Here is a 22,085-nt window from a genome sequence, read left to right as displayed (position 1 = left end):
CGTTCTAGAGAATCTGAAGGTGGGCGGCGCACGGCATATGCAAGCGGTGTCACCAAACATAGTTCTCGAAATCCTGCGATGCCTGGTCGGCGGGAACATTGCATCCCTGATGGGTCAGCCGTGGCGACCAGGCATTGATTCCGAAGCTCTGAGAAAAATTGTGGCGAACCACGCTCGGTCACGACTCGCTCGTGACTGAGACAATATTCGGATTGATGACAGCCAATGCTCATCTACCATTGGCGTCATAACCCGCCCCGCCATCTACGCCGGAAGCCAGCCGCATCGATCTCGATGTAGTGAGAAGGTGGCCTTTGAGGACAAGTACCTCAACGACGTGGTGAGTGTCGTCGTGCTTATCAAGCATCGCACTGCAACCATCGATCCGGGCGATGGCACGAACTGGCGCGGCCTTCGGCCTATTGCGCCATGTCGTGGACGTCTGAGCCGCCCCGTCGAAAGGGTTATGAGAATGCGCTTACCAAGGAGATGAGGTCGGACGATTTTCAGTTGCGTCGCAAGTTTGATCCGATTGGCTCGACACTACGAGAGCGCTACTTCCAACGGACCACATACGGATCGCGCCCTGACGGGGGTGGGACTTGGAAAGAAGCGATCGCCCTCAGGCCTTCACCGAGCGGCCCATCGGTCATATTGTCCGAACAAAGATCCCACGGAGCGGCATAGATCCTCTGCAACTGGATCATTCGCCATCGGCAGCCGGCTGCGTTCTAGAAAGTATCCAGGTCGTTCGGCCGGTTCGAATTCCCCGGCATGTGCTTTTGGAACCAGGACACGACCCGCGCAGTAAAGTCGAAAATTGCCGGCATGTGACGGATGCCATGGCCTTCCTTCGGGTAAGTAAGCAGCACGCTCTCCACAGTGGCGCCCAGTTGCAACGCTCGATGAAACTCCAGCGCTTGGCCAGCGGGAGTGATCTTGTCAAGCGCGCCGCAGATGTGCAACGTCGGCGTTCTCACGCGCTCGGCGTAGTGGATCGGGCTGCGCGTGAAGTACTGGCCTTGCGGGTCATCAAGCTTGTCTCTGAGAAAGAGTTGGCAGAAAGTTGGCACGTTGCAGGTCAAGTGCTGGCTGACCCAGTGGGTGACCGGTGCCATCGGCACGGCCGCGGCGAAGCGCTGGTCTTGGGTGATGAGCCAGGATGTGATGTACCCGCCATAGCTGTTGCCCATGACGCCAATCCTCTCGGGATCGATCACGCCCTGAGATTCGAGCGCATCGAGGGCCGACAGATAGTCGTAGGTATCGGCTCCTCCCATGTCGCCGAACACTAGACGAGCGAAGTTCTGACCGCGCCCGCTGGATCCGCGCGGATTTGGAAGGAACAGTGCATATCCCGCTGCGAGGGCGAGCTGCTGGAGCGCCGAGCGACCCAGATATTGGGGACGGACATGCCAGACAGGACCGCCGTGGACCTGCATGACGAGGGGATGAGGCCCGACGCCCCTGGGAGTGAGTAGCCAGCCGTGCAGTGCCAGCCCGTCAGGCGCCGTCCAGACGAAGTCTTGCGCGCCAACCTCGAGCGCCTTGACGAGCGTATCGAGTTCGGGCGTTCCGAAGTCGCGGATCGAGCGTTCGCTACCATCTTCGAAGGCAATCAACATTGGCGCATCGAAGAAGGATTCGACGAGAAACAGAAAATCCTCGTGCTTGCGCCCGAGCGGCGCTATCTCCGGAAAAATCGAGCCGCACGGCTGGCGCAGGCTGTCGCGCCACAACTCGCGTACCGCGCCAGTACGTCGCTCGTACAGACCGACGACATGGTCGGGTCCTTGAGAAGCACCGAGAAGCAGGGTGTCCTCGTCACGCCAGATCAGCTGAGTGACATCGGCACCGAGCGTCGCTGGCCGCGTGACCGATGCGCTCGCGACGTCGATCAGTCGCAGATCACCGGCAACGAGGTTTCGGTCGCTGCAGACAGCCTCGATCACTGCGACCGTACGGCCAGACGGCGCCGCAACAACGCAATTGAGCTGGTCCTTGGGCTTGAACAAGGTTTGGACGTGACCGTCTACGACCCCTACCAGGCGAACGTCGGCCGAATACCACCAAGTTTCTTCCGGCTGATCTGAGCAGAGCGCGACGATGTGGTCGGGACCGGCCCAACTCGCCTGCCAGACATTGACGCCAGGCCAAGTGATTCGACGCATACGCTCCGCCGCGACGTCATAGATCCATGCGCTGCGCCAGGGTGACGCCTCTGGCGCGCCTTCGACCACAGGCGCCCAGTCGGCTTGTGTTTGGTCCTCACGATGTTGGTTAAGCGCGACAGCGCCCTGCGCCCCAGCAAGATCGGATCCGAAGCCGGCAACACACAGCAGTACAAACCTGCCGTCGGCAGACCATTGCGCCGATTCGACGAAACCGTCGACCTCCGGGCAGGCACGATCAGTGCGGCTCCCCACATCGAGGATGCGCAACCTGTTCACATGCGCCTGCTCTCGATCCGACAGGAATGCGATAGAGCGGCCATCGGGCGACCACTGAGGGCAACTGTCCGAGTGCGGACCATACGTGACAATCTCGATGGCACCGGAGTCGAGTTCGATCAGCGCGATCCGAGTCGACGGTAGCCCTTCGAGTGCCTCGCAAACCACAGCGGCGGCGGCGGCTCTGGAGCCGTCAGGGCTCGCCGACAGTTGGATCAGGCTGGATGCCTCTCCGCTGCCAGGTCGCAACCATGCGTTTGTCAGCCGCTCGGCTTCGATGTAAAGCCGATGATCACGAAAATCGCCCTGCACTCGCCGCCTCAGGACACGCGGTTGAAGATTCGAACCATCGATCCCAGACGCTGCATCTTCCCCGTTGCGTCAGGGTTGACAAAGGCCATGGGAAACGGATGCGCCACACCGTTGAGCTTCATCTGGAAGAGGTGGTCGCCAACACGCTTCAGCTGGAAGACCGGCGCCTGTGCGTTGTCGACTTCATAGACGTCTTGCCTCGCAACCATCCTGGCCAGCAGCTCGCTGCCTTCGCGATAGATATCGAACCGAAAAAGCTGGTTCTCGAAACTTCCCTCGTAAGGCGCGAGTTCCACCTCCCCTTCGACCGGTGCCAGAGGTTCCACCGTCGAACCCCAGCCCTCAAGGATCGGATCAATGAGCCGGGTATCGAAGACTCCATACTTCGAACAGTTGGTGAGAAGAGCGAACGCCTTACCACTTTCAGGATGGGCGTAGAGCGAGGAACAGACGCCGGGGCCGCCCCCACCGTGAAAAAGCACGCCCCCAGACAGTATCATCCAGCCCAGGCCCACGCGCCACGTGTGAGGGGAGATGAACCCAGTCGTCTCCTCGGCCATGAGAGATGCGCTAGCTTCCGACAGGATACGAACCCCGTTGGGACCAACGCCGCCGTTGATCAATGCGCGAGCGAACGTCACGAGATCGGTCGCCGTCATCATGACCGTGGCCCCAGCCGGGGCAAAGCTCAACGGCAGGAACGGCTTGGTGCTCTGAACGAGCTTGCCCTCTTCATTGACCTGATCACCAACGCTGACGCGGAACCGCGGAAGTTCGGTAATGTCGGCCAACGAATGATGAAGACCGAGCGGCTCGAAAACGCGCGACTTGATCAGACTGTACCAGCCCTCGCCCCGAAGCTTCTGTGCGATGTGGCCGGCGATGACCGTGCCGATATTCGAATAGGCCGTCGCTTCGCCCGGCGGGTGAAGCTGCTGCTTGGACGCGCAATCCTCGATCGCATCGTCGATGCGCTGTTCGTCGAAACCTCGGTAGGCTGGGCAGTCATAGTCGATGCCATTGGTGTGGTTGATGAGCATCCGGCAGGTAATCTTAGAAAGAGCTTCCGGCTCGCCCAGTCGCAATTCGGGCAGATGCTTGCTCACGAGATCGTCGAGCTCAATCAGCCCATCATCGACCAACTGCATGAAAAGGGTAGCGTTCAGCACCTTGGTGATGGACCCGATGTGCATCAGCGTGTCGAGCGTTACCGGATCACCGGTCACGCTGTTGCGCAGGCCGCCAACAGCTTGGTGCATCTGACCGCCATCCCATAGGGCGAAGGATGCGCCAGTCACTTCTCCACTTCCCGTGATGTCTGCGATAACGGCGGCGAAATCGGTGCTCATTTCAATGTCCTTTCAAGTCGTTTGCAATCAGTGTCCAGAGCGGGTTGAGGAGCGGTCGATTCGCGAGTATCAGAGCCGCAGTCTGAACAGCCTGGTGGATCCTGGAATTCAGCGGGCGGTGCTGAAGCGGGCGGGCGAAAGCATTTGCTCTTCCAGTCCGATGTCTATGAGATCTGACGGCAGCTTGCCGCTGGCGCAAAGCGTTGCGGTCAATCGGCCAAGCGCCACAGCGGTTTGAATGCCGTAGCCACCTTGCCCGACCAGCCAGAAGAAGCCTTCCGCGACGGAATCGAAGCCCGCCACCGGCGTGCGGTCCTGACTGAAGACGCGCAGCCCTGCCCAACTGTGTGAGACCCGGCGAACCTGTGCGCTCGTTGCCTGTTCGAACCGGTCCACGGCAATGGCCACGTCGAGCTCCTCCGGCTGCGCGTCGCAGGGTGGTGAATCGGTCTCATCCGCCGGTGAGATCAGCAGCAGGCCGGCATCCGGCTTGAAATAGAAGCTTTCGTCGATCGCGATGGCCGCAGGCCAGCGCGCGGCATCCAGACCGCCCGGCACCTCGATGAGCGCAGCGGTGCGGCGCTTGGGTTGCAAGCCAAGCGGTGCGACGCCGGCACTGCGCGCCACTTCATCGCCCCATGCGCCTGCGGCATTGACGACCACCGGCGCGCTGAAACGCCCCTGTCGCGTAATAAGCTGCCAGCGACCGTCGACGTGAGAAAGTTCTTCGATCCTTGCGCCCGTCAACATCTCCGCGCCCTGAGCGCGTGCCTGGCGCAGAAAACCTTGATGCAGCGCGTCGACGTCGATATCGGCCGAACCGGTTTCCAGCACCGCCCCGCCCAGGTAGTCGCCGCGAAACGCGGGCACGCGCTCGTGCGCCTGCGAGGCCGACAGCATCACCGTTCTGCCCGCAACATCGGGATCCTGGCGAAAGCGCTCCAGCAAATCCAATTGGTCGACCGTGCCGAAATACAGCGTCTCCCGCGGGGTCACCAACGGGTTCGCCGCAAACCCGGCAGGTGGCTCGAATAGGAAGCTGCGGCTGGCACTGGTGAGACGCCGCACGGCTGCGCTACCGTAGGTCTCCGAAATGAGTGCCGCCGAACGGCCAGTGGAGTGATAGCCGGGATGGTCCTCGGCCTCCACCAGTAGCACCGCTCCCTGTGCGGCCAGATGAGCGGCCGCCGAGGCCCCTGCGATGCCAGCGCCAATCACAATGAAATCTACTTCTCTGACTTGACTCATCACTATCCCATCGATTGCAATACTTGGACTATATGAAATAAATATTCCGATCTGGCAATTATCTTTCCGACGCGACTTTTCGGGTGTCTGTCGCCCCTGTTTTGCTCCGTTCGAGGGCGCTCACTATTGGCTCCTTACCTGGAAGGCGCTGCCGGCGCCACACCGCTGCAGCGCCCGTCGGGCCTCTCGAGCCAGGCATGGGTAATTCGTTGCCTGCTACTTGCGCTGTCCACAATGGAGCTAGCAGCCTCTCTTGCGGTCGCAGACACCAAGCTCTGTTACGACATCGCAGAAACCGCCTGGGCGGGACCCTTTCGGCTAGAGCGGAGCGTCATTGCCAGGCAAAGGGCCGCAAGCAGGGCGAGTGGCACACCTACGCCAGCCATAGCACGACCCAACATAGCTTCGCCGCCTAGAAACTTGCTCAGCGTCGCGACGGTTGGTGCGGCCAAGCTGCCGCCGATCGCTGCGGCAATGACGTAAAGGCCGAACGTTCGCCCGCGGAGTTCATTAGGAATACGAAAGTTGATGGCGATCACCGGTACGACGATAGCTACCGCAGCCGCCAATTGAAAGATGGTCATTCCAACCGCGAACAGTTTGACGTTGGAAGCGAGCGCCATGGTGGAAGCTGGCGCGCATACCAATGCAGCGACGGCTGCAGGCAGCATGACGGCCGAGTAGTCGCCATTGCGCCGCGCCCAATCCACCAGACGTCCAGAAGCTGTCACTCCCACGATGCCGGCGCCGAGTGTCACGGCGGCAAACCAACCTGCAAAATCGCCCGGCTGCTGACCATACAGGCGCATAAGGGCAGGCGCCCCCCAAGTCGCCACACTGCTGGACAAACCGCTCAGGAACACCACGCTGATCAATAACGGACAGAGAAAATCCCGGTAAGCCCAGAGCTCATGCCAAGTGGCCCTGCCCTGTTCGCGGACCTCCATACGTTTTGGCTCGCGCATGAAGAGGATCAATCCCATGATCGGCGTCGCCATGATCGCCGCTAGCGCGAAGACGGCACGCCAAGGCGTCATACCACCCAGCGCGTGCGAATCCGCAGCATGGATCCTGCTGAGCGCATCGAAGCCCAATCCACCGATCAGTACCGCCGCTGCCGAGCCCAATATCTGGCCAAGCGGATAAGTTGCTGTCGCGGAGGCGCGTCGATCGGGGGCGAAATAGTCCCCGAAGAGCGAAAGAGCCGCAGGAAGCAATACGGCCGTGGCGGTGCCCATGGTGGCCTTGGCCAGTGCCAAGGTCCAGAACCCCGTCGCCGATGCTGCAAGCCCCAGCGAGACGCACCAGATTAGCATGGCCACGAACACCAGTCTGACCCGATTCATCCGGTCAACCAGCAAGCCCATTGGCAAGCTCAAGAGACCGTAAGCCGCCGCGTAGCTCGTGGAATTCGCGATACCCGCTTGCACGTCTGTGAGAGCTAGATCATGTTTGATCGGCTCCAGCAGAAGCGCAACGATCCCAATATCCATTGTCGAAAGCAGCGCGATCGCCCCAAGAACGTATTGGGCATAGCGCGCCCGCCCGAGGCTTGGATATCCCAGCTTTTCACGCATGATTCAGTCCTTGTGAACCGAGGCCGTCCAGCGCCCCAGCCAGAGGCGGACATCCGCAAGAACCTGCGAGTCGATGGCGGTCGAGACCTGGGCGCGGCAGTGCTGCGGCCCACCACCCGCGGACGAACCCACCCAGCCTTCCTTTGGCAAGCCCGAATCGGAGTTCAGGTAGGCAATGGCGATGAAAAGCCATAGGCGCTCCTGAATGAGGACCGCCGAGCCGACGATGGAGTCGGCGCCGGGATGCTCCTCGGCCCTGAAAAGCAGCACCGGGCCCCAGGAGGCCAAGAGAGCCGCTACCAACGCTGCGGCAATGGGGCCCATCCCCCAGGAAATCAACTTGCTTGACCTGACTCATGACAGCCATCCATCGATTGCGATGAACGGACTATACGAAATAAACTTGCCTTAATGGAAATATTTTTTCCATCAGGGATCAGCTGCTCGCGGCAAGCACCCCCCGCTGTGTTTAGTTCAGATGCTTCTCTAGCCAGCCGCAGCCCGCTTTTCCGAAGCCAAGACAAAGGCCTCGACCATCGGATCAGCGCTCCCACGAGGTGAAGCCGCCGCTACGATGCGACAGGGTGAGTCACTCGCCTTGAGATAGGCATGACCCATTTCGCTGTCGAAGTAAAGCGTGTCACCCGCGCGCAGAAGCATCGGCTCATAGAGATCGGTGCAAAACTCCACCTCGCCCTCGATGATGTATACGAACTCCTCGCCCGGATGGCGGATGAAATCGCCAAACTCCGCGCGGAACTCGTCCATCGTGCGTGCGCGCACTTCCACGATCATCGGCGTCATCTTTTTGTGCAGCAACTCCGTGGCGAGATAGGTCTGGCTGTAGCACCGGGTTTCCACCCGTTTGCCCTCACCAGCGCGCAACATCACCCGACGGCCCCCGCTCCCGCTGGGAACCGGGGCGGCAGGCTGAACCGGATTGCCTAGCAACTCAGCCATGTCGACGCCCAGCCCACGGCTGATTGCCGCGAGCTTGTCGAACGATGGAGATATGTGCCCAGCCTCCAACTTCGAAAGGGTCGAGGCGGCCAAGCCCGTCTTTGTGCTTAGTTCGGCAAGTGTCATGTCCGCACTGCGGCGCAAGGCGCGGATCGTTGCACCCGGGTTGTTGCTGCGGTTGCCAGGGATGGGAGCAGTCATGTTCATGGCGCGCACTGTAGCAGGCGCCTTCCATCATTCCAAATAAAATGCAATATGGGCAACACCTATCCGAAATGGAACTTTTTTTTCTGTTGGGGAAATATTATTGCTACTATGCGGCGCACTTGTAAGAGATCGGCGACCGCCCCCAAGGACCCTCATGAACCTTTGCAGCTTTACACACCCGGATGAACTCACGAGATACGGGCTGCGACGGCTCAGCGTCTTCCATGCCGCAGCTGTCGACGTGGCAACCGCCGCCCGTTTCGTGCGCTCCCGCGATTTCGCATGAGCGAATCAATATCCTCGGCCGCCACAGTCGAGGCCAGCGTCGCTGCACTGGATGATTTGTTTCAGGCGTTCAACCGCAGCGATGCGCCGGGCCTGGTTGTGGGCGTCGCGCAGCACGGCAAAACGCTCTATCGTCGCGGTTTCGGGCTGGCAAGCGTAGAACTGGGTGTCGCCAACACGCCTTGGACGCGCATGCGCATCGGGTCCACCAGCAAGCACTTTACCTGCCTGGCCCTGCTGCTACTCGCCGAGGAGGGGAAGGTCGATCCCGATGCAAGCGTGCGACGCTACATCCCCGAGCTACCAACGCTCGAGGCAGAGCCTAGCCTGCGACAATTGATGTCGCACACCGGCGGCTACCGCTGCTATCTCGACCTGGGCTTCATTGCCGACGGCATGGCGATCCGGCCAGAAGGCGGTGCGCTCAAGGCGTTGCTGCGCCAGACTGCGGTGAACTTCGCGCCGGGCGAGTCAAGCCTCTACTGCAACAGCGGATACCACCTCCTGTCGCATGTGATCGCGCGGGTGAGTGGCATGCCCTTCGAGCAGTTCCTGCACGAGCGCATCTTTATGCCACTGCGCATGGTGGACACCGCCTCGGTACCGAGCGACATGGAGATCCACCGTGGCATGGCGACGCTGCATCTGCCGCAGCCAGGCGGCGGCTGGAAGCGCGGCATCTTCCCCAGCGAGGAGGTGCTTGGAGAAGGCGCGATGATCTCGACGATTGACGACATGTTGCGCTGGCTCGTCCATCTGCGCGGCCCGAAGACGGTCGGCAGCGACGCCACGTGGACGCAGATGACGACGCTCTCGAGGCTAAACAACGGCACCATCAACCCTTACGCCCTTGGGCTGATGCTGCACGAGTACCGCGGCCTCGACGTGATCCACCATGCCGGCGGCGTGATCGGCGGTGCTTCGCAGATGTTGACGGTACCCAGTCATGCACTCGACATCGTCATCATGACCAATGGCGCGGCAGCGAACCCCATCGAGCTCGCCAACAAGGTCGTGGATGTCATGCTCGGCGACGTGCTCGGCACGCGCGCAGAGAAGGTCTCAACGCAACGATTTCTTCCACTGGTGGGTTCACGCTACCACTCGAAGCGCACTGGCCACGTCATCGGATTCGGCGACGTGGGCGGCAAGTTGTGCTTGGCCTTCCTGAACAGTCAGGCAATGCCGCTGACGGACGGCGGCGACGCGCTGCGCATCGGTTTCCAGGAGATCGCCGTCGGCCCGTTGAACCTTCCCATTTCACAGTTGATGGACTTGCAGGAGGCACCAGCGTCGCTTGAGTTCAGCGAAGCAGGCAACGCGTCGACATTCCAGCGTCTGTCGGCGGACGCCCCATCCTTGACGGAAGCGGGCGCCGCACTGGTCGGGCGCTACCGTGCCGACGACCTCGGCGCGGATGCCGAGATCCGCTTTGATGGCAAGGACCTGCGTCTGCATGTGTACGGCGCGCATGCGGTCTCGACGATGTCACTCGAAGCCTTTAGTCCCGAAGTCTTCGGCCTGGCTTCGACCATCATGGCGCTGTCGTTGCGCGGAGTCCTCAACGTGGAGCACAAGGATGGCCAGGTGACGGGCTTCATCCTAGACACGCTGCGCACGCGGCACCTGCACTTCGAGCGACGGGACTGAGATGACAACTCTTGTTCAAGAGGCACCCCCGCCCATTTCCACGATGCTGGTATGGGACAACCATGTGTGCATGCCCGTGCGCCCGCAGGACGTTAGCTTCATGGACCAGCTCGAATGGCACCACCATAGCGGCACAGACGTGGTGATGCTCAACGTCGGCTTCGGCGACGACTCGATCGAGGCACACATGCGTATGCTTGCCACGTTCCGCGCATGGCTGGCTGCGCGCCCTGCACAGTACCGGTTGATCCGAACGGTCGCCGACATCCACGCAGCCAAGGATGCCGGACAACTTGCTGTTGGCTTCGATATCGAGGGTGCAAACGCCATCGGCGATCAGCTCAGCCTGATCGGGCTCTACCGGGAGCTAGGAGTGTGCTGGATGCTGTTGGCATATAACCAGAACAATCGAGCGGGCGGCGGATGCCAGGACGAGGACACCGGTCTAACCCCCTTCGGACGCGCGATGCTGGAGGAAATGGCGCGCGTCGGCATGATCGCCTGCTGCTCGCACACGGGCTACCGCACCGCACGCGAGGCGATCGACGCATCGCCCGCTCCGTTGATCTTCTCGCATTCCAACCCGCGGGCGCTGCACGACCACCCGCGCAACATTCCCGACGAGCTGATCCGCGCCTGCGCTGCACGCGGCGGCGTCATCGGTATCAATGGCATCGGCACGTTTCTCGGAAACAACGATGCCTCGCCGGCCAACCTGGCGCGACACGTGATGCACGTGGCCGAACTGGTCGGCGTTCAACACGTTGGCATCGGGCTGGACTTCATTCACGACCGTCGCGAGATCGACGATCTCCTTGCCGCGAATCCAGACAAGTTTCCACCGCACCTCGGCTACGCATCCGATCTGAAGATGATGGCGCCCCAGGAACTCCCGACCTTGGCGGCAGAACTCGGCATGCGAGGGATGAACGACGTCGAGATAGCAGCCGTGTTCGGAGGCAACTGGCTACGAGTCGCCGAGCAGATCTGGCGCGAGTAGCCAGCCCAACACGGATACCCGCATCCGAGGCGCCGGTCCGCACGGGCAAGGCAGGCTACGCCGTGAGCACTTTAGAGATTCGACCTTCATTTCTTTACGAGACTGACTATGACCACCCTCCAACGCTTCGACGTCGGCCCCCGTATCTCCCAGATCGCCCTCCACAACGGCGTCGCCTACCTTGCCGGTCAGATTCCCATCGACGTGTCTGCGGACGCGCGGGGCCAGACCACTCAGGTCCTTGAAGAGATCGATGCGCTGCTTGCTCGGGCAGGCACGGACAAGACCCAAATCCTGAGGGCTGAGATCTTCCTAGCCGACATTGCCGACTTTGCGGCGATGAACGCGGCGTGGGACGACTGGGTACCTGCCGGCAATGCACCGCCGCGCGCAACTGTGGAGGCTCGCTTAGCAATGCCCGCACTCAAGGTAGAGATCGTCGTGACGGCGGCTGTGCCAGCCCTCTGATCTGAGAACCCATCTGTTCGTAACGGCGGCTGAAGCGGAAGGTCAGAGGCGATGGTCCTCGCTCCAACGGCGCGAGGATATACGTGGTGCCTCGACTGCGCATACAGATCAACCTCCCTATTCAAGGGCGCTCTGTTCAATACACACCCAAATTCATTTCAGAATAAAGAGGCAATCGGATGAAAAACGTCTTCCCGCAGCTACCTTCTCAATCGAAAAGGCAGGGCAAAATAACACACAACTCAACGAAGAGAGCGATCCTCTGCGATTTAACCCCATCTTCGGGCCTGCGCATTGCCGCTTTTTCGCTGATGCACGTTTTTCTATTCGCGCAAAGCGCAAGTGCTGGCGAGGAGGTCGCGAACAACAATGGAGCGACGCCTGAGCTACCCGCGTGCCTGAAATATGATCGGTTTAACCACAAAGGGTCTGAATCGCCATTTCCGTCCAACTGCGAGTCCATTTCTCCAGAACTGGGTGGTCTTCGCCAGACCATGTACGACAAGGGGTGGAACGCACAGGCGATCCTGACCACTGGCCTTACCTACGATCTGAGGAATCGCAACCGCGGCACGCAGGTCTACAGCGGGCAAAAACCCTCTTCCACAAGCACTGGCAGCCTCCTGCTCACGCACGACCTAGAACGGCACGGACTTCCTGCGGGATCCCTGCTTACCCTGGGCGGGTCCTTTGCGTACAGCAGTTTTCGAGGAGACGGAATTCGGGAAGCATTCTTGAGTCAGCTTTCCGCGCGAATTCCAATGATGAATGATAGGCTGATACTCCAGATTGGCTACTTTAGCCTGGCGGGTCAGTTCTACGGCACTTTGTTGGGAAACAATATTGCCGCATCGACACTGGGCCCGAGCAGCGGACTTCTTGCTCAAGTCGGAGCCCTTGGATTCAAGCCGTCTCCAGCCTTCGACGTCCGGTTCTACTCCCAGGATAAACGTTGGTACAACCACTTTGGAGTGGCCCGAAGCATCAGCCCGGATGGCCTTTTTGCCGACTCGGAAGAGAATAGATCGGGCCTCAAATTCAGAACGAAAGATGCAAAGTCCATCTTCATCAACGAGGTTGGCTATCGAATCGAAGCAGCACCCGAACAACGAAAAGTCTGGGTGCGTGCGGGTGTCGCATACAACAACTCGGAATACACGAGACTGGATGACCCGACGAAGAAAAGCAACAACTATGGGTCTTATCTTGTCGGCGATGTTCAATTGACGCAGCCAGATTCGAATCTTCCCTACAAGGGATGGTACGTCAACGCGTACCTCAACAAGGGAAGAGGAAACGTCAATTACCTGCCCGACTCCTTCGGAGGCTCGATCTATAGCTTGGCGCCTTTTGAATCGCGCCCTTATGATTTGCTAGCTTTCGGAATTTCCAAGAACAAGTACAGCACGTGGGCAAGAGACACTGCTGTAGCGGCGGGCCAGAGTGCGGCAAAGGCATCCACAAGCTTCTCGGTCTCCTACGCTTATCGAGTGAGCAGAGGGGTTTACGTCCAATCCGCACTGATCTATACGGACAACCCTACGTTCTCGCCCAAGCGATCCAGCGCTCTCAATCTCAATATGAATGCGATCTTGGTGTTTTGACGCCGGTACCCGGAACGGCTAGCGTCCATGCACCAACCAAGGGTGGCCCTGTTCGGCCGTGGGGCTGCACAAGATCTTCCTGCACCGCACCGTAAGCGCGCGGAGAGCACATCTTGACGGCAGGTGGCAGCGCTGCCTGCCACCCCGTCGATGCGGCGGGGAATTCATCGTCGTAACCGCGGCATGCCGGTTTTGTCGATCGGTAGCAATGAGCCCCATGGATGTGTATTTGACCGATGCCGCAAGCGTGCGGGACATATTGAGCCTGCTGCTGGATAGCCACGGGCGGCTTCGTGTGGTCCCCGCTCGAGTTCTTGAAGGCACTACGGCGCAAGAACGGCTTGTGTTCGGCGTGCGTCATGGCCTGTACAGCTTCCCTACCGAAGAGTTGTGTGATTTCCTTCGTACCCATATTCAGGGCAAGACGGCCATCGAGATCAGCGCGGGGCACGGCGCTCTTGCAGGAGCCCTCTCCTTCCTGCTACAGACAACCGCCAGCAAGAAGACGCGGCGGTCAAGGCCCATTACCGGCGGCTTGGGCAACCGACCGTGCCCTACGGGGAGCATGTCGAGAAGCTGGACGCTTTAGCGGCCGTGCAGAGGTACAGGCCAAACGTTGTCATCGCGTGCTGGGTGACGCATCTGTTCGATGCGGACCGGCCGGACGCCGGAGGGAATATGTTCGGCGTGGACGAAAAAAGGCTCATTGCATCCTGCGGCGAATATGTTTTCGTTGGCAACGAGCAGGTCCATGCGAACAAGCCCATCTGGGCCATCCCGCATGAGAAGCTCACGCCGTCATGGCTCTACTCGCGCGCCATCAACGGCAGTCGTGATTTCATTGCTATCTGGCGGCGGGCGCCATCACTGAAAATCGTATAGTCAAGCGCCTGCAGGAAGAGCTCAGCGAGCCGCCGCTTGCGCCCAATGATGCGGCGGCAGTTCTGAAATTCGATTTGCGGGTTGCGTCGGCAAACGCTAGAGGGCGTCCTTGCGGTCCGCGTGTGGCTCATGGCCGTTCAGGCTCGCTGCACCAGGCTCATGTCGGCCGCGGCGCGCTAGCCAGCTCGCAGCTACCGCCAAACAGCCAGCTCGTGCGCCCGAGCGCAATCGCGCCGGATCTGGTTCTCCGCCGGATTGTTGTCGCCCGGGAAATCGCCGTCGTCGATGTAGCGCGTGAGCGCACGCCAGTGCTTCAAGCTGTAGCCAATGGCCTTGGCTGTAGCCGATCCCTCAAACACCTTCTGCCGCTCGGCGGTTAGCCATTGGTGCAGCGCATCAGTCCCCTTGCGTGATCGCTCCTGGTGCGCACGCCTCCAGTCCTCTCGGCTCGGTTCGGTCACGACCTGCTCGACCTTTGACAGCTCGCTGATGAACTCGAAGGCCCGCCCACCGACTGTGCACTTTGGCAGCCACCCTGGCTACCTGTGCTGGTTTCTAGGTGGCCTCTAGGCGGCTTCGATCAGCTCGGGCACGGCGGTGAACAGGTCGGCCACGAGGCCGTAGTCGGCCACCGAGAAGATCGGCGCCTCTTCGTCCTTGTTGATCGCCACGATCACCTTGGAGTCCTTCATGCCGGCCAGATGCTGGATCGCACCCGAGATGCCAGCGGCGATGTACAGCTGCGGCGCGACGATCTTGCCGGTCTGGCCCACTTGCCAGTCGTTCGGCGCGTAGCCCGCATCGACGGCGGCGCGGCTGGCACCGAGGCCCGCGTTGAGCTTGTCGGCCAGCGGGGCCATCATTTCGGTGAACTTCTCGGCGCTGCCCAGCGCGCGGCCACCCGAGACGATGATCTTGGCGGCCGTCAGTTCGGGGCGCTCGCTCTTCGTGACTTCTCGGCCGACGAAGCTGCTCTTGCCGCTGTCGGCCACGCCTTCGGCGGTCTCGACCGTTGCGCTGCCACCGGTGGCGGCTGCGGCGTCGAAGCCGGTCGTGCGAACGGTGACCACCTTGGTGGCATCGCTGCTCTGCACGGTGGCAATGGCGTTGCCGGCGTAGATCGGACGCTCGAAGGTGTCGGGGCTGTCGACCTTGGTGATGTCGCTAATCTGCGCGACATCGAGCTTGGCGGCCACGCGCGGTGCGACGTTCTTGCCGTTGGCGGTCGAGGGGAAGAGGATGTGGCTGTAGTTGGAAGCGATCGCGAGGACTTGCGCGGCGACGTTTTCAGCGAGGTTCTCGGCGAGGCTCGGGCTGTCGGCGGCGATGACCTTGGTCACGCCAGCGATCTGCGCGGCGGCCTTGGCAGCTTCTGCCGCGTTGGCTCCGGCCACGAGCACGTGGACGTCGCCACCGCAGGCGAGTGCGGCGGTCACGGTGTTGAGGGTGGCCGGCTTGATGCTGGCGTGGTCGTGTTCGGCAATGACGAGTGCGGTCATGTTCGTTGTCTTCCTCAGATCACTTTGGCTTCGTTCTTCAGCTTGTCCACCAGGGTCGCCACGTCGGGCACCTTGATGCCGGCGCCGCGCTTCGGCGGTTCCGAGACCTTCAGCGTCTTCAGGCGCGGCTTGACGTCCACGCCGAGGTCCTCGGGCTTGAAGGTGTCGAGCTGCTTCTTCTTGGCCTTCATGATGTTGGGCAAGGTCACGTAGCGCGGCTCGTTGAGGCGCAGGTCGGTCGTGATGACGGCCGGCAGCGTGAGCGAAACGGTCTCGAGACCGCCGTCGACTTCGCGCGTGACGTTGGCCTTGTCACCGGCGACTTCGACCTTCGAAGCGAAGGTGGCTTGCGGCAGGTCGGCCAGCGCGGCCAGCATCTGGCCGGTCTGGTTGGCATCGTCGTCGATGGCCTGCTTGCCGAGGATGATGAGCTGCGGCTGTTCCTTGTCGACCAGCGCCTTGAGCAGCTTGGCCACGGCCAGCGGCTGCAGCTCTTCCGAGGTCTCGACCAGGATGCCGCGGTCGGCGCCGATGGCCATCGCGGTGCGCAGGGTTTCCTGCGACTTGGCGTCGCCGCACGAGACGGCGATGACCTCGGTCACCACGCCCTTCTCCTTTAGGCGCACGGCCTCTTCGACGGCGATCTCGTCGAAGGGGTTCATGCTCATCTTGACATTGGCGATGTCCACGCCCGTGCCGTCGCTCTTGACGCGCACCTTCACGTTGTAGTCGACGACCCGCTTAACGGGCACCAAAACCTTCATCAGTCTTTTCCTTTCGAGAAGATCAAATTTTACGCTGCAGCAAAATACGACGAGAAGACGTCAGCGCCGCACAACAATGCTTGACGAAGAAGCTTCGTCGTCTCAACAGACATCTAAAAGATTCAGGCGGTGGAAAAGGCCTGACCATCTGAGCCAACCAAGCGCTTGGCAGGAAGATTCGAGCAAGCGTTGAGCAACTGCCCACGGCCCGCCAGCAGACAAGGTGATTCGACGATCCGTCGAATGCCTTATGTTTGCAACACTCGCACGAGTATCAAGGCTCACCCCTACCCGCTTCCCGAACCCGTTGACTAACTCCGACGTGAGGACAGAGGAGGAACCCTGACCGCGATTCGTCCGCCAAAACGTGCATCGCCTCACTTCAGCAAACCGGCGTCGTCGATCTTCGAAAATTCATGCAATGTGCCAAGCGGGGTTGCGTATTGAAAGCTGATAGAGGACCCTTGGGAAGCCAGCGATGCAAGCGGCACTTTCAACGGATTGCGTCACTGCGCGAGCCAAGCCAACCAACGTTTGTTGAGTTCGACCTGATTGGCCTGCCAGTATTCGTCGCTCAATCGATGCTGGCGCGCCAAGTTGGCCATCGACGTTGGCAGTTTTTGCTTCAACTTTTCATCAACAAGATCTGCGGCAGCCTTATATGACGGACCCATCCCCGTTCGCTCAGCGAATTTCGCCAGCACTTCTGGCCGCATGTGGTATTCCAGGAGCGCGACTGCGCCGTCGACGTTCTTCGCCCCTTTAAGGAGCGCCGCGGCATTACCCACTACGAAGCCATCGTCATAGCCGAAGTTGATCTTTATGCCATCGCGCTGCGCAAGGAATGCTCGGTTGCTGTACGTAATACCATAGGTCACTTCGCCGGTGCCGAGATTATTGATCTGATCGGCACCTGAAGCGCTGACTACGATCTTCGTAGACGCCCGCAGTTGACCGAGCTTACGAAACGCTCGGTCGACATCCAGCGGGTAGAGCCGCTCTGACGAAACCCCGTCGGCAAGAAGCGCCGCCTCGAGTTGTACGTGCGGGGAGTTGCGCAAAAGCCCTCGCGTGCCAGGAAATTTCTTGACGTCGAAAAATTCCGCCCATGTTTTCGGGAGCGGAACGGTGTCATTCTTCGCCGCAATTAGGAAGGAGTACTGGTTGAGGACAACTAGCTGCGATGAAGGAAATGGGTCGGCCACCCCCCGTCGTCGCGCGATTTGCTCGACTCTTGGATCGGCCAATAGCATGCCCCGATCCGCGCGCGCGAGCAGGCTGCTTCGATCCAGACCGATCACGAGATCGCCGATGTACTGACCTGCCTCCAGTGCAGGCTGCATTCGTGCGCAGCATGTGTCATCGACAATCACCTTCGCGCCGCTCTCGGCCTCGAAGGGTTTGATGACCAGTTCCCGCGTCGTCTCGAGTTGCGTACCTCCCGAGGTGTAAAGCACAATCTGCTGCCCCTGCAAGGGCTTTGTCTGCGCACCTGCCAGACTGCTGGCGGCCCCAATCCATGCCGCTGCGACGACACGGAAGAGTGTCCCCGCAGTGCGGGCTGACTTCGATTGCATGGACGCCGATTTCGAGTGAAGGAACATCGATGGAACTCCAAATTGTTAAGTTTTGCCGATTGCGATGCGCGATATGAGCCAGCCCGAAAGGGCTCAATTTCTATTTAGCCGCGTCAAAAGCATGGCCAAGACGTGCAATACCTTCAGAAATCTGCCCGCAGTCCGGCGATGCGTAGGTCAGCCGCATGCAATGCAGGTCAGCATCCGCTTCGAAGAACGCCCGGCCAGGAACAAACAAGACCCCAGCCTCAACCGAGGCCTCGAACAAACGTTTTGGATCGAATTCCCGGGTTGTCTGCAACCAAATGAACATTCCTCCGGCCGGTTCAACGAAGGATGCTCGTTCGCCAAGTTGATCCCTTAGCGCCGCACTCATATGCCTCATTCGCAGACCGTACTCCTTGCGAGCAGCCTCAATGGCGACATCAGCCCCACCGCCATTCAGGTACTCGGCCGCAATCATCTGCGCAAGCGATGAGCTACATAGATCGGTTGTCTGCTTCGCAATTGCGCAACGCCTCGAAACATCGCGAGGCACAATCATCCATCCGATGCGGAGCGCCGGCGCCACCGTCTTCGACAGACTTGACAGGTACAACACCGGATTTCTATCTGGCGCTAGCTCGCCGGCAAGCTCGAACAACGTCGGAGGGGTACCGGATCCGAAGTCGAGGGCTCCGTAAGGGTCGTCCTCGACAATCAGAAAGCCGTAGCGGAGAGCCAACTGAACAAGCGCCTCGCGACGCTCCCTTGGTAGAAGGGTGCCAGCTGGGTTAGAAAAGTTAGGTACGGTGTATAGCAGCTTAGGGCGTTCATCGCTTGGTGCTTTGGCAAGCATTGCCTCCAAAGCGTCGATTCGAATGCCCATTGCATCCATCGGAATCTGCACAATCTTGGACTGTGCCAAGCGCAAGGCCTGCAACGTCGCCGGATAGGTTGGCGACTCAACATAGACGCAGTTTCCCGGCTCGACCAAGACCCGTACCAGCAGATCAAACGCCTGTTGCGAGCCCGTGGTCACGATCAATTGTTCCAATTCGCAATGAACTCCGCGAGCGGAACTCACTTCCTTCAGCCGTTCACGAAGTGCCGGCAGACCCTCAGTCGCGCAGTACTGCAGCGACTGCCCAGGGCTCTCCATTGCTCGCAGGCAAGCTTGCTGCAGACCTACTTGATCGAACAGGCCGGCCGACGGGTATCCGCCGGCCAATGAAATCATGCCCGGACGACTCAGAAAAGGAAACAACTCACGTATTGGGGAACCGGCTGGCTCGGAATACGGCGCGGAAAACGGAATCTTGTACATCTTGGTGTCCTGCAGGAAATCATTGAGCCTGTGTCGGGACAGCCGGTCCGAAGTCGACCGCACCGCACAGAGCGTGCGGGTCCAGCAATGCCCGAATCCCTTGCGCCAGCACTTGTGACTCGACATCTTCATAGCGCTGGTAGTAGACGAGGTTATGCGGTCCGATGCCATGTTCAGCGCTATAGCTGCCTCCGAAAACCTCGACCACCAAGCTGTAGATCGTGTCACGCAACTTCGTGATCTGCGCCACATCGAGCGGCGGTGTCTCGTGCGGGCGTACGACGTTGAAATGCATCCCTCCATCGGCAATGTGGCCGAAATCGATCACGATCAGCGCAGGAAAGCTGTTAGCCACAAACTCGAGCGCCGCCCGACGGAAGATCATCAGCTTCGACCTGGGCAGTGAGACGTCGAATGCGATCGGCTCACCAAGCGCCCGCGCGCCGTCGCTGATTGCATGTCTTATGTGCCAAAGAGAAGCGCCGCTGCCGAGCACCGCATTGCTGATCGTTCGATCAAACTGATTTTCAAGAAACCGATCGAGACACGCTTGAAGATCGAGACCAATTGCTGCAGCTGAAGAGGAACTTTCAAGCTCGATCAGCAAGGCGAACTCGGGCAGCGGCCCCGGTGCGAACGGATTGCGAAGGCTCGGTACATGATTGATCGCCGCCTGGAGCGCATGCTCGGATAAACCTTCGAAGGCCGCGAGAAAGTCCCCCAGCTCGGACTCGATCGCGCGCAGGAGTTCCATCACCGAGGCGTCCGACTTAGGCACCACCAGAGCCGTCGCGGACTGCTGGGGCCGCGGAACCACCTCGACCGTCACTTCGGTAATCAATCCACCTACACCCGACGAACCGACAAACAGTTCTCGAAGGTTCGGCCCAGTGTTGTCCTTGCGCAGAGCACTTCCCAACCGCAGAAGCGGAGCCCCGAGCTGGCAGAGCACGACCTCCAAAGCGAGCAGGTTGTGACGAACGTCACCGTAGCGGATCAACCGCGTGCCACCGGTGTTCGCTGCAACCATGCCACCAATCGACGGGTCAGCCCCGATATCGATGGGAAACCACAGACCGTGAGGAGCAAGTCGTTCGTTGAGCTCGCTTAAGCGCATGCCCGCTGCCACGCGCACGCTGCGGTTGTCGGGATCGATCTCGCAGACTGAACGCATTCGCTCAGTCGACACGATGAACTGACGCCCACTGCCGTCTGGTGAGCTCGCGCCGACCAGCCCGGTGTTGGCGCCTTGAGGCACCAAGACCACGCCATGCTCAAATGCCGCGCGTACGGCCTCACGCAGTTCGGTAGCCGAAGCCGGACGCAGCACCGCCAATGCACGACCTTTGCCGTAGCGTGCACCCAGCTCGTAGGTCGCCATCGCCTCCCCGGTGAGCAAGCCCTTATCGCCCAGCAGCGACTGCAGGCGGTCGAGTAGCGCCTTCATGCGGGAACCGTGGGTGACAGCGCCACGCGGATCTCAGCGATGGAACGCGCTTCAGCTTCCTCATACAGGCGGATCTCGTCGACGACTTCACGGCCAAGCGCTCGCTCGAATTCGACACGGCTGCCCTGCAACGCGTAACTCGAGCCGATGGTGTCTCCGAGGTTGGAGCGGAAAATTCCCGCTGCACTCACAGGTAAGAAATCCTCATATACGATCGGATCCGCCCGCACAATGCCGCGCTCCAGCAATGCCTCGATCGACAAGTGCGCTACATCCTGAGTTTTTTCGGCGCTTTCCGCGATCCGATAGCGGAAGAAGGCCAGGCCTTCACGACGCATCGCGTCCAGGTCATCTGGAAAGGCCTCAAAAGCGCGCGTCAATCTGTCGAGATACGAGACGGCCTCGTCACCGCTTCGTGCTTGTTCCAGCAAGCGGTCGTAAAGTGCGCGCCCGGCACGGGTAAGGGCCACACCTCGCTGCTCGATCTCTCCAAAACGCGCAGTATGTGCACCGGTGACCGCGGACGTACCAGCGAAAACAATCGATTCATCCAACGCCTTGAAGCTGGTCTGGCGCAGAAGAATCGGGTGGTGCCGTCGAGGCGGCCCTTCAATCAGGGACTTTGCGTCTACGCCACGACGCGGCATCTCCACTTGGGCCGCATCGATGTCGAGAATCCTTGGGGTCAGATGATTGAGGTGCGGCCCACGGAAGCACACCACATCCGCCACGAGACGATGCGCCGCCAGCAGGCGCGCATAGGTTTCCGAATCAACAGTTGCGTCACCATGCCAACGAAAGGTCTCGATGAGCGCCGGGACAAAATCAGCCGCCTGCTCCGCGTCCAGCCCCCCTTGCGTCTCGGCCAAAGCTAGGAGTTCGAGCGCTTTCGGGGTGAAGATGCGCCGTCGCGCCAGGATCGCCGCAGCCTCATCTCGCAGCGTAGGGTCTTCGACAAGTGGAAGCCGCAGCAGCGAGGTGAACATGCGGAATGGATTGGCCGCCAGAGCCGAGGTCGAAATCGGACGGAAGGCCGTCGAATGGACTGGCACACCGGCCGGACCGAGATCGTAGTAGCCCACGGGCTCCATGCCCATGACTGCAAACATGCGACAAACCACCGCGAGTTCTTCTTCGGTGCCAAGACGGATCGCGCCGTGCCGCTCCTGGTCAAGCCGAGCGAGGGACTCATTCGCGAGGAGTGCTGCCCGCAGTGAGGGCTGATCCTGCAGCACCTCCGCGTTAATGTCGGCAACCAAGTCCATCAGCAAGCCGTACTTGGGCACTTCCTTGCGATACATGGACGACAACGCCGCGGAAAACTCCGCGCGTATCGCGTCAGGGGATAACAGTTTTCTGTCTTGCATAATGAGGTGAGGGAGATTTTGAGAATCGGTGCTGGACAGCCCACCACGCCCCGCACTTGTAGGTCTTACAGCACCACTGGGGCTAAGCCGGCAGCAGATGCGCAACCGCATTCCTACGTTGGTAGCGCCTTAA

19 protein-coding genes are annotated in these 22,085 nt (G+C 60.4%); 6 read left to right on the top strand and 13 right to left on the bottom strand.

Going from position 1 to position 22,085, the window contains the following annotated elements; genetic code table 11:
- Positions 1-731: 731 nt before the first annotated feature.
- From INQ48_42815 to INQ48_42790, 6 genes are all read right to left on the bottom strand, one after another.
- Positions 732-2,762, bottom strand: a complete 2,031-nt coding sequence (locus INQ48_42815) for a S9 family peptidase (GenBank protein QRF63371.1) — start codon at positions 2,760-2,762, stop codon at positions 732-734.
- 8 nt (positions 2,763-2,770) lie between these two features.
- A complete protein-coding gene (locus INQ48_42810; protein QRF63370.1) occupies positions 2,771-4,111 on the bottom strand; it encodes a beta-lactamase family protein in 1,341 nt (446 codons plus the stop codon).
- Positions 4,112-4,219: 108 nt separating this feature from the next.
- The gene (locus INQ48_42805; GenBank protein QRF63369.1) at positions 4,220-5,359 is read right to left on the bottom strand and encodes an FAD-binding oxidoreductase; all 1,140 of its coding nucleotides are present in this window, start codon (positions 5,357-5,359) and stop codon (positions 4,220-4,222) included.
- A 278-nt stretch (positions 5,360-5,637) separates the two neighbouring features.
- On the bottom strand, positions 5,638-6,936 hold the full coding sequence (locus INQ48_42800) for an MFS transporter (protein QRF63368.1): 1,299 nt from the start codon (positions 6,934-6,936) through the stop codon (positions 5,638-5,640).
- A 3-nt stretch (positions 6,937-6,939) separates the two neighbouring features.
- Positions 6,940-7,224: a hypothetical protein gene (locus tag INQ48_42795; protein QRF63367.1), complete on the bottom strand. Its 285-nt coding sequence runs from the start codon at positions 7,222-7,224 to the stop codon at positions 6,940-6,942.
- A 198-nt stretch (positions 7,225-7,422) separates the two neighbouring features.
- Positions 7,423-8,103: a helix-turn-helix transcriptional regulator gene (locus INQ48_42790; GenBank protein QRF63366.1), complete on the bottom strand. Its 681-nt coding sequence runs from the start codon at positions 8,101-8,103 to the stop codon at positions 7,423-7,425.
- A gap of 282 nt (positions 8,104-8,385) precedes the next feature.
- Between INQ48_42790 and INQ48_42785 the strand changes: the two genes are divergently transcribed.
- The 6 genes from INQ48_42785 (at position 8,386) to INQ48_42760 (ending at position 13,992) form a co-directional block, all read left to right on the top strand.
- Positions 8,386-10,038 carry a serine hydrolase gene (locus INQ48_42785; protein QRF63365.1) on the top strand — a complete coding sequence of 551 codons (1,653 nt, stop codon included), beginning with the start codon at positions 8,386-8,388 and terminating at the stop codon, positions 10,036-10,038.
- Positions 10,039-10,081: 43 nt separating this feature from the next.
- Positions 10,082-11,038: a membrane dipeptidase gene (locus INQ48_42780; protein ID QRF63364.1), complete on the top strand. Its 957-nt coding sequence runs from the start codon at positions 10,082-10,084 to the stop codon at positions 11,036-11,038.
- Between the two features lie 108 nt (positions 11,039-11,146).
- Entirely contained in the window at positions 11,147-11,506 is a 360-nt protein-coding gene (locus INQ48_42775) for a RidA family protein (protein QRF63363.1), read from the top strand.
- 179 nt (positions 11,507-11,685) lie between these two features.
- Entirely contained in the window at positions 11,686-13,110 is a 1,425-nt protein-coding gene (locus tag INQ48_42770; GenBank protein QRF63362.1) for a carbohydrate porin, read from the top strand.
- Between the two features lie 208 nt (positions 13,111-13,318).
- Positions 13,319-13,699 carry a hypothetical protein gene (locus tag INQ48_42765; protein QRF63361.1) on the top strand — a complete coding sequence of 127 codons (381 nt, stop codon included), beginning with the start codon at positions 13,319-13,321 and terminating at the stop codon, positions 13,697-13,699.
- 44 nt (positions 13,700-13,743) lie between these two features.
- Positions 13,744-13,992, top strand: a complete 249-nt coding sequence (locus INQ48_42760; protein ID QRF63360.1) for a hypothetical protein — start codon at positions 13,744-13,746, stop codon at positions 13,990-13,992.
- Positions 13,993-14,183: 191 nt separating this feature from the next.
- On the opposite strand, the gene INQ48_42755 is transcribed toward INQ48_42760, so the two are convergent.
- The 7 genes from INQ48_42755 to INQ48_42725 form a co-directional block, all read right to left on the bottom strand.
- Complete coding sequence (locus INQ48_42755; GenBank protein ID QRF63426.1) at positions 14,184-14,522, bottom strand: transposase; 339 nt, start codon at positions 14,520-14,522, stop codon at positions 14,184-14,186.
- Between the two features lie 36 nt (positions 14,523-14,558).
- Positions 14,559-15,491 carry an electron transfer flavoprotein subunit alpha/FixB family protein gene (locus INQ48_42750; GenBank protein ID QRF63359.1) on the bottom strand — a complete coding sequence of 311 codons (933 nt, stop codon included), beginning with the start codon at positions 15,489-15,491 and terminating at the stop codon, positions 14,559-14,561.
- 14 nt (positions 15,492-15,505) lie between these two features.
- A complete protein-coding gene (locus INQ48_42745) occupies positions 15,506-16,255 on the bottom strand; it encodes an electron transfer flavoprotein subunit beta/FixA family protein (GenBank protein ID QRF63358.1) in 750 nt (249 codons plus the stop codon).
- 506 nt (positions 16,256-16,761) lie between these two features.
- Positions 16,762-17,859: an extracellular solute-binding protein gene (locus tag INQ48_42740; protein QRF63357.1), complete on the bottom strand. Its 1,098-nt coding sequence runs from the start codon at positions 17,857-17,859 to the stop codon at positions 16,762-16,764.
- Positions 17,860-17,932: 73 nt separating this feature from the next.
- Positions 17,933-19,138, bottom strand: coding sequence for a PLP-dependent aminotransferase family protein (locus tag INQ48_42735; protein ID QRF63356.1), 1,206 nt, complete (start codon positions 19,136-19,138; stop codon positions 17,933-17,935).
- 19 nt (positions 19,139-19,157) lie between these two features.
- Positions 19,158-20,585, bottom strand: coding sequence for an FAD-binding oxidoreductase (locus INQ48_42730; protein ID QRF63355.1), 1,428 nt, complete (start codon positions 20,583-20,585; stop codon positions 19,158-19,160).
- Positions 20,582-21,952 carry a VOC family protein gene (locus INQ48_42725; protein QRF63354.1) on the bottom strand — a complete coding sequence of 457 codons (1,371 nt, stop codon included), beginning with the start codon at positions 21,950-21,952 and terminating at the stop codon, positions 20,582-20,584. The genes INQ48_42730 and INQ48_42725 overlap by 4 nt, the downstream gene beginning before the upstream one ends.
- Positions 21,953-22,085 lie beyond the last annotated feature (133 nt).

The organism is Variovorax paradoxus (assembly GCA_016806145.1).
In the GTDB taxonomy this organism is placed as follows: domain Bacteria; phylum Pseudomonadota; class Gammaproteobacteria; order Burkholderiales; family Burkholderiaceae_C; genus Variovorax.
Note: the sequence above shows the minus strand (reverse complement) of the source record. Positions and strands in the feature narration are given on the sequence as shown.

Bases quoted from the DNA above. Each gene is read 5' to 3' on its own strand.
- INQ48_42800 (QRF63368.1), bottom strand. From the start codon at position 6,936: ATGCGTGAAAAGCTGGGATATCCAAGCCTCGGGCGGGCGCGCTATGCC.
- INQ48_42810 (QRF63370.1), bottom strand. From the start codon at position 4,111: ATGAGCACCGATTTCGCCGCCGTTATCGCAGACATCACGGGAAGTGGA.
- INQ48_42740 (QRF63357.1), bottom strand. From the start codon at position 17,859: ATGTTCCTTCACTCGAAATCGGCGTCCATGCAATCGAAGTCAGCCCGC.
- INQ48_42735 (QRF63356.1), bottom strand. From the start codon at position 19,138: ATGTACAAGATTCCGTTTTCCGCGCCGTATTCCGAGCCAGCCGGTTCC.
- INQ48_42770 (QRF63362.1), top strand. From the start codon at position 11,686: ATGAAAAACGTCTTCCCGCAGCTACCTTCTCAATCGAAAAGGCAGGGC.
- INQ48_42775 (QRF63363.1), top strand. From the start codon at position 11,147: ATGACCACCCTCCAACGCTTCGACGTCGGCCCCCGTATCTCCCAGATC.
- INQ48_42725 (QRF63354.1), bottom strand. From the start codon at position 21,952: ATGCAAGACAGAAAACTGTTATCCCCTGACGCGATACGCGCGGAGTTT.
- INQ48_42730 (QRF63355.1), bottom strand. From the start codon at position 20,585: ATGAAGGCGCTACTCGACCGCCTGCAGTCGCTGCTGGGCGATAAGGGC.
- INQ48_42780 (QRF63364.1), top strand. From the start codon at position 10,082: ATGCTGGTATGGGACAACCATGTGTGCATGCCCGTGCGCCCGCAGGAC.
- INQ48_42790 (QRF63366.1), bottom strand. From the start codon at position 8,103: ATGAACATGACTGCTCCCATCCCTGGCAACCGCAGCAACAACCCGGGT.
- INQ48_42750 (QRF63359.1), bottom strand. From the start codon at position 15,491: ATGACCGCACTCGTCATTGCCGAACACGACCACGCCAGCATCAAGCCG.
- INQ48_42765 (QRF63361.1), top strand. From the start codon at position 13,319: ATGAGCCCCATGGATGTGTATTTGACCGATGCCGCAAGCGTGCGGGAC.
- INQ48_42745 (QRF63358.1), bottom strand. From the start codon at position 16,255: ATGAAGGTTTTGGTGCCCGTTAAGCGGGTCGTCGACTACAACGTGAAG.
- INQ48_42805 (QRF63369.1), bottom strand. From the start codon at position 5,359: ATGAGTCAAGTCAGAGAAGTAGATTTCATTGTGATTGGCGCTGGCATC.
- INQ48_42785 (QRF63365.1), top strand. From the start codon at position 8,386: ATGAGCGAATCAATATCCTCGGCCGCCACAGTCGAGGCCAGCGTCGCT.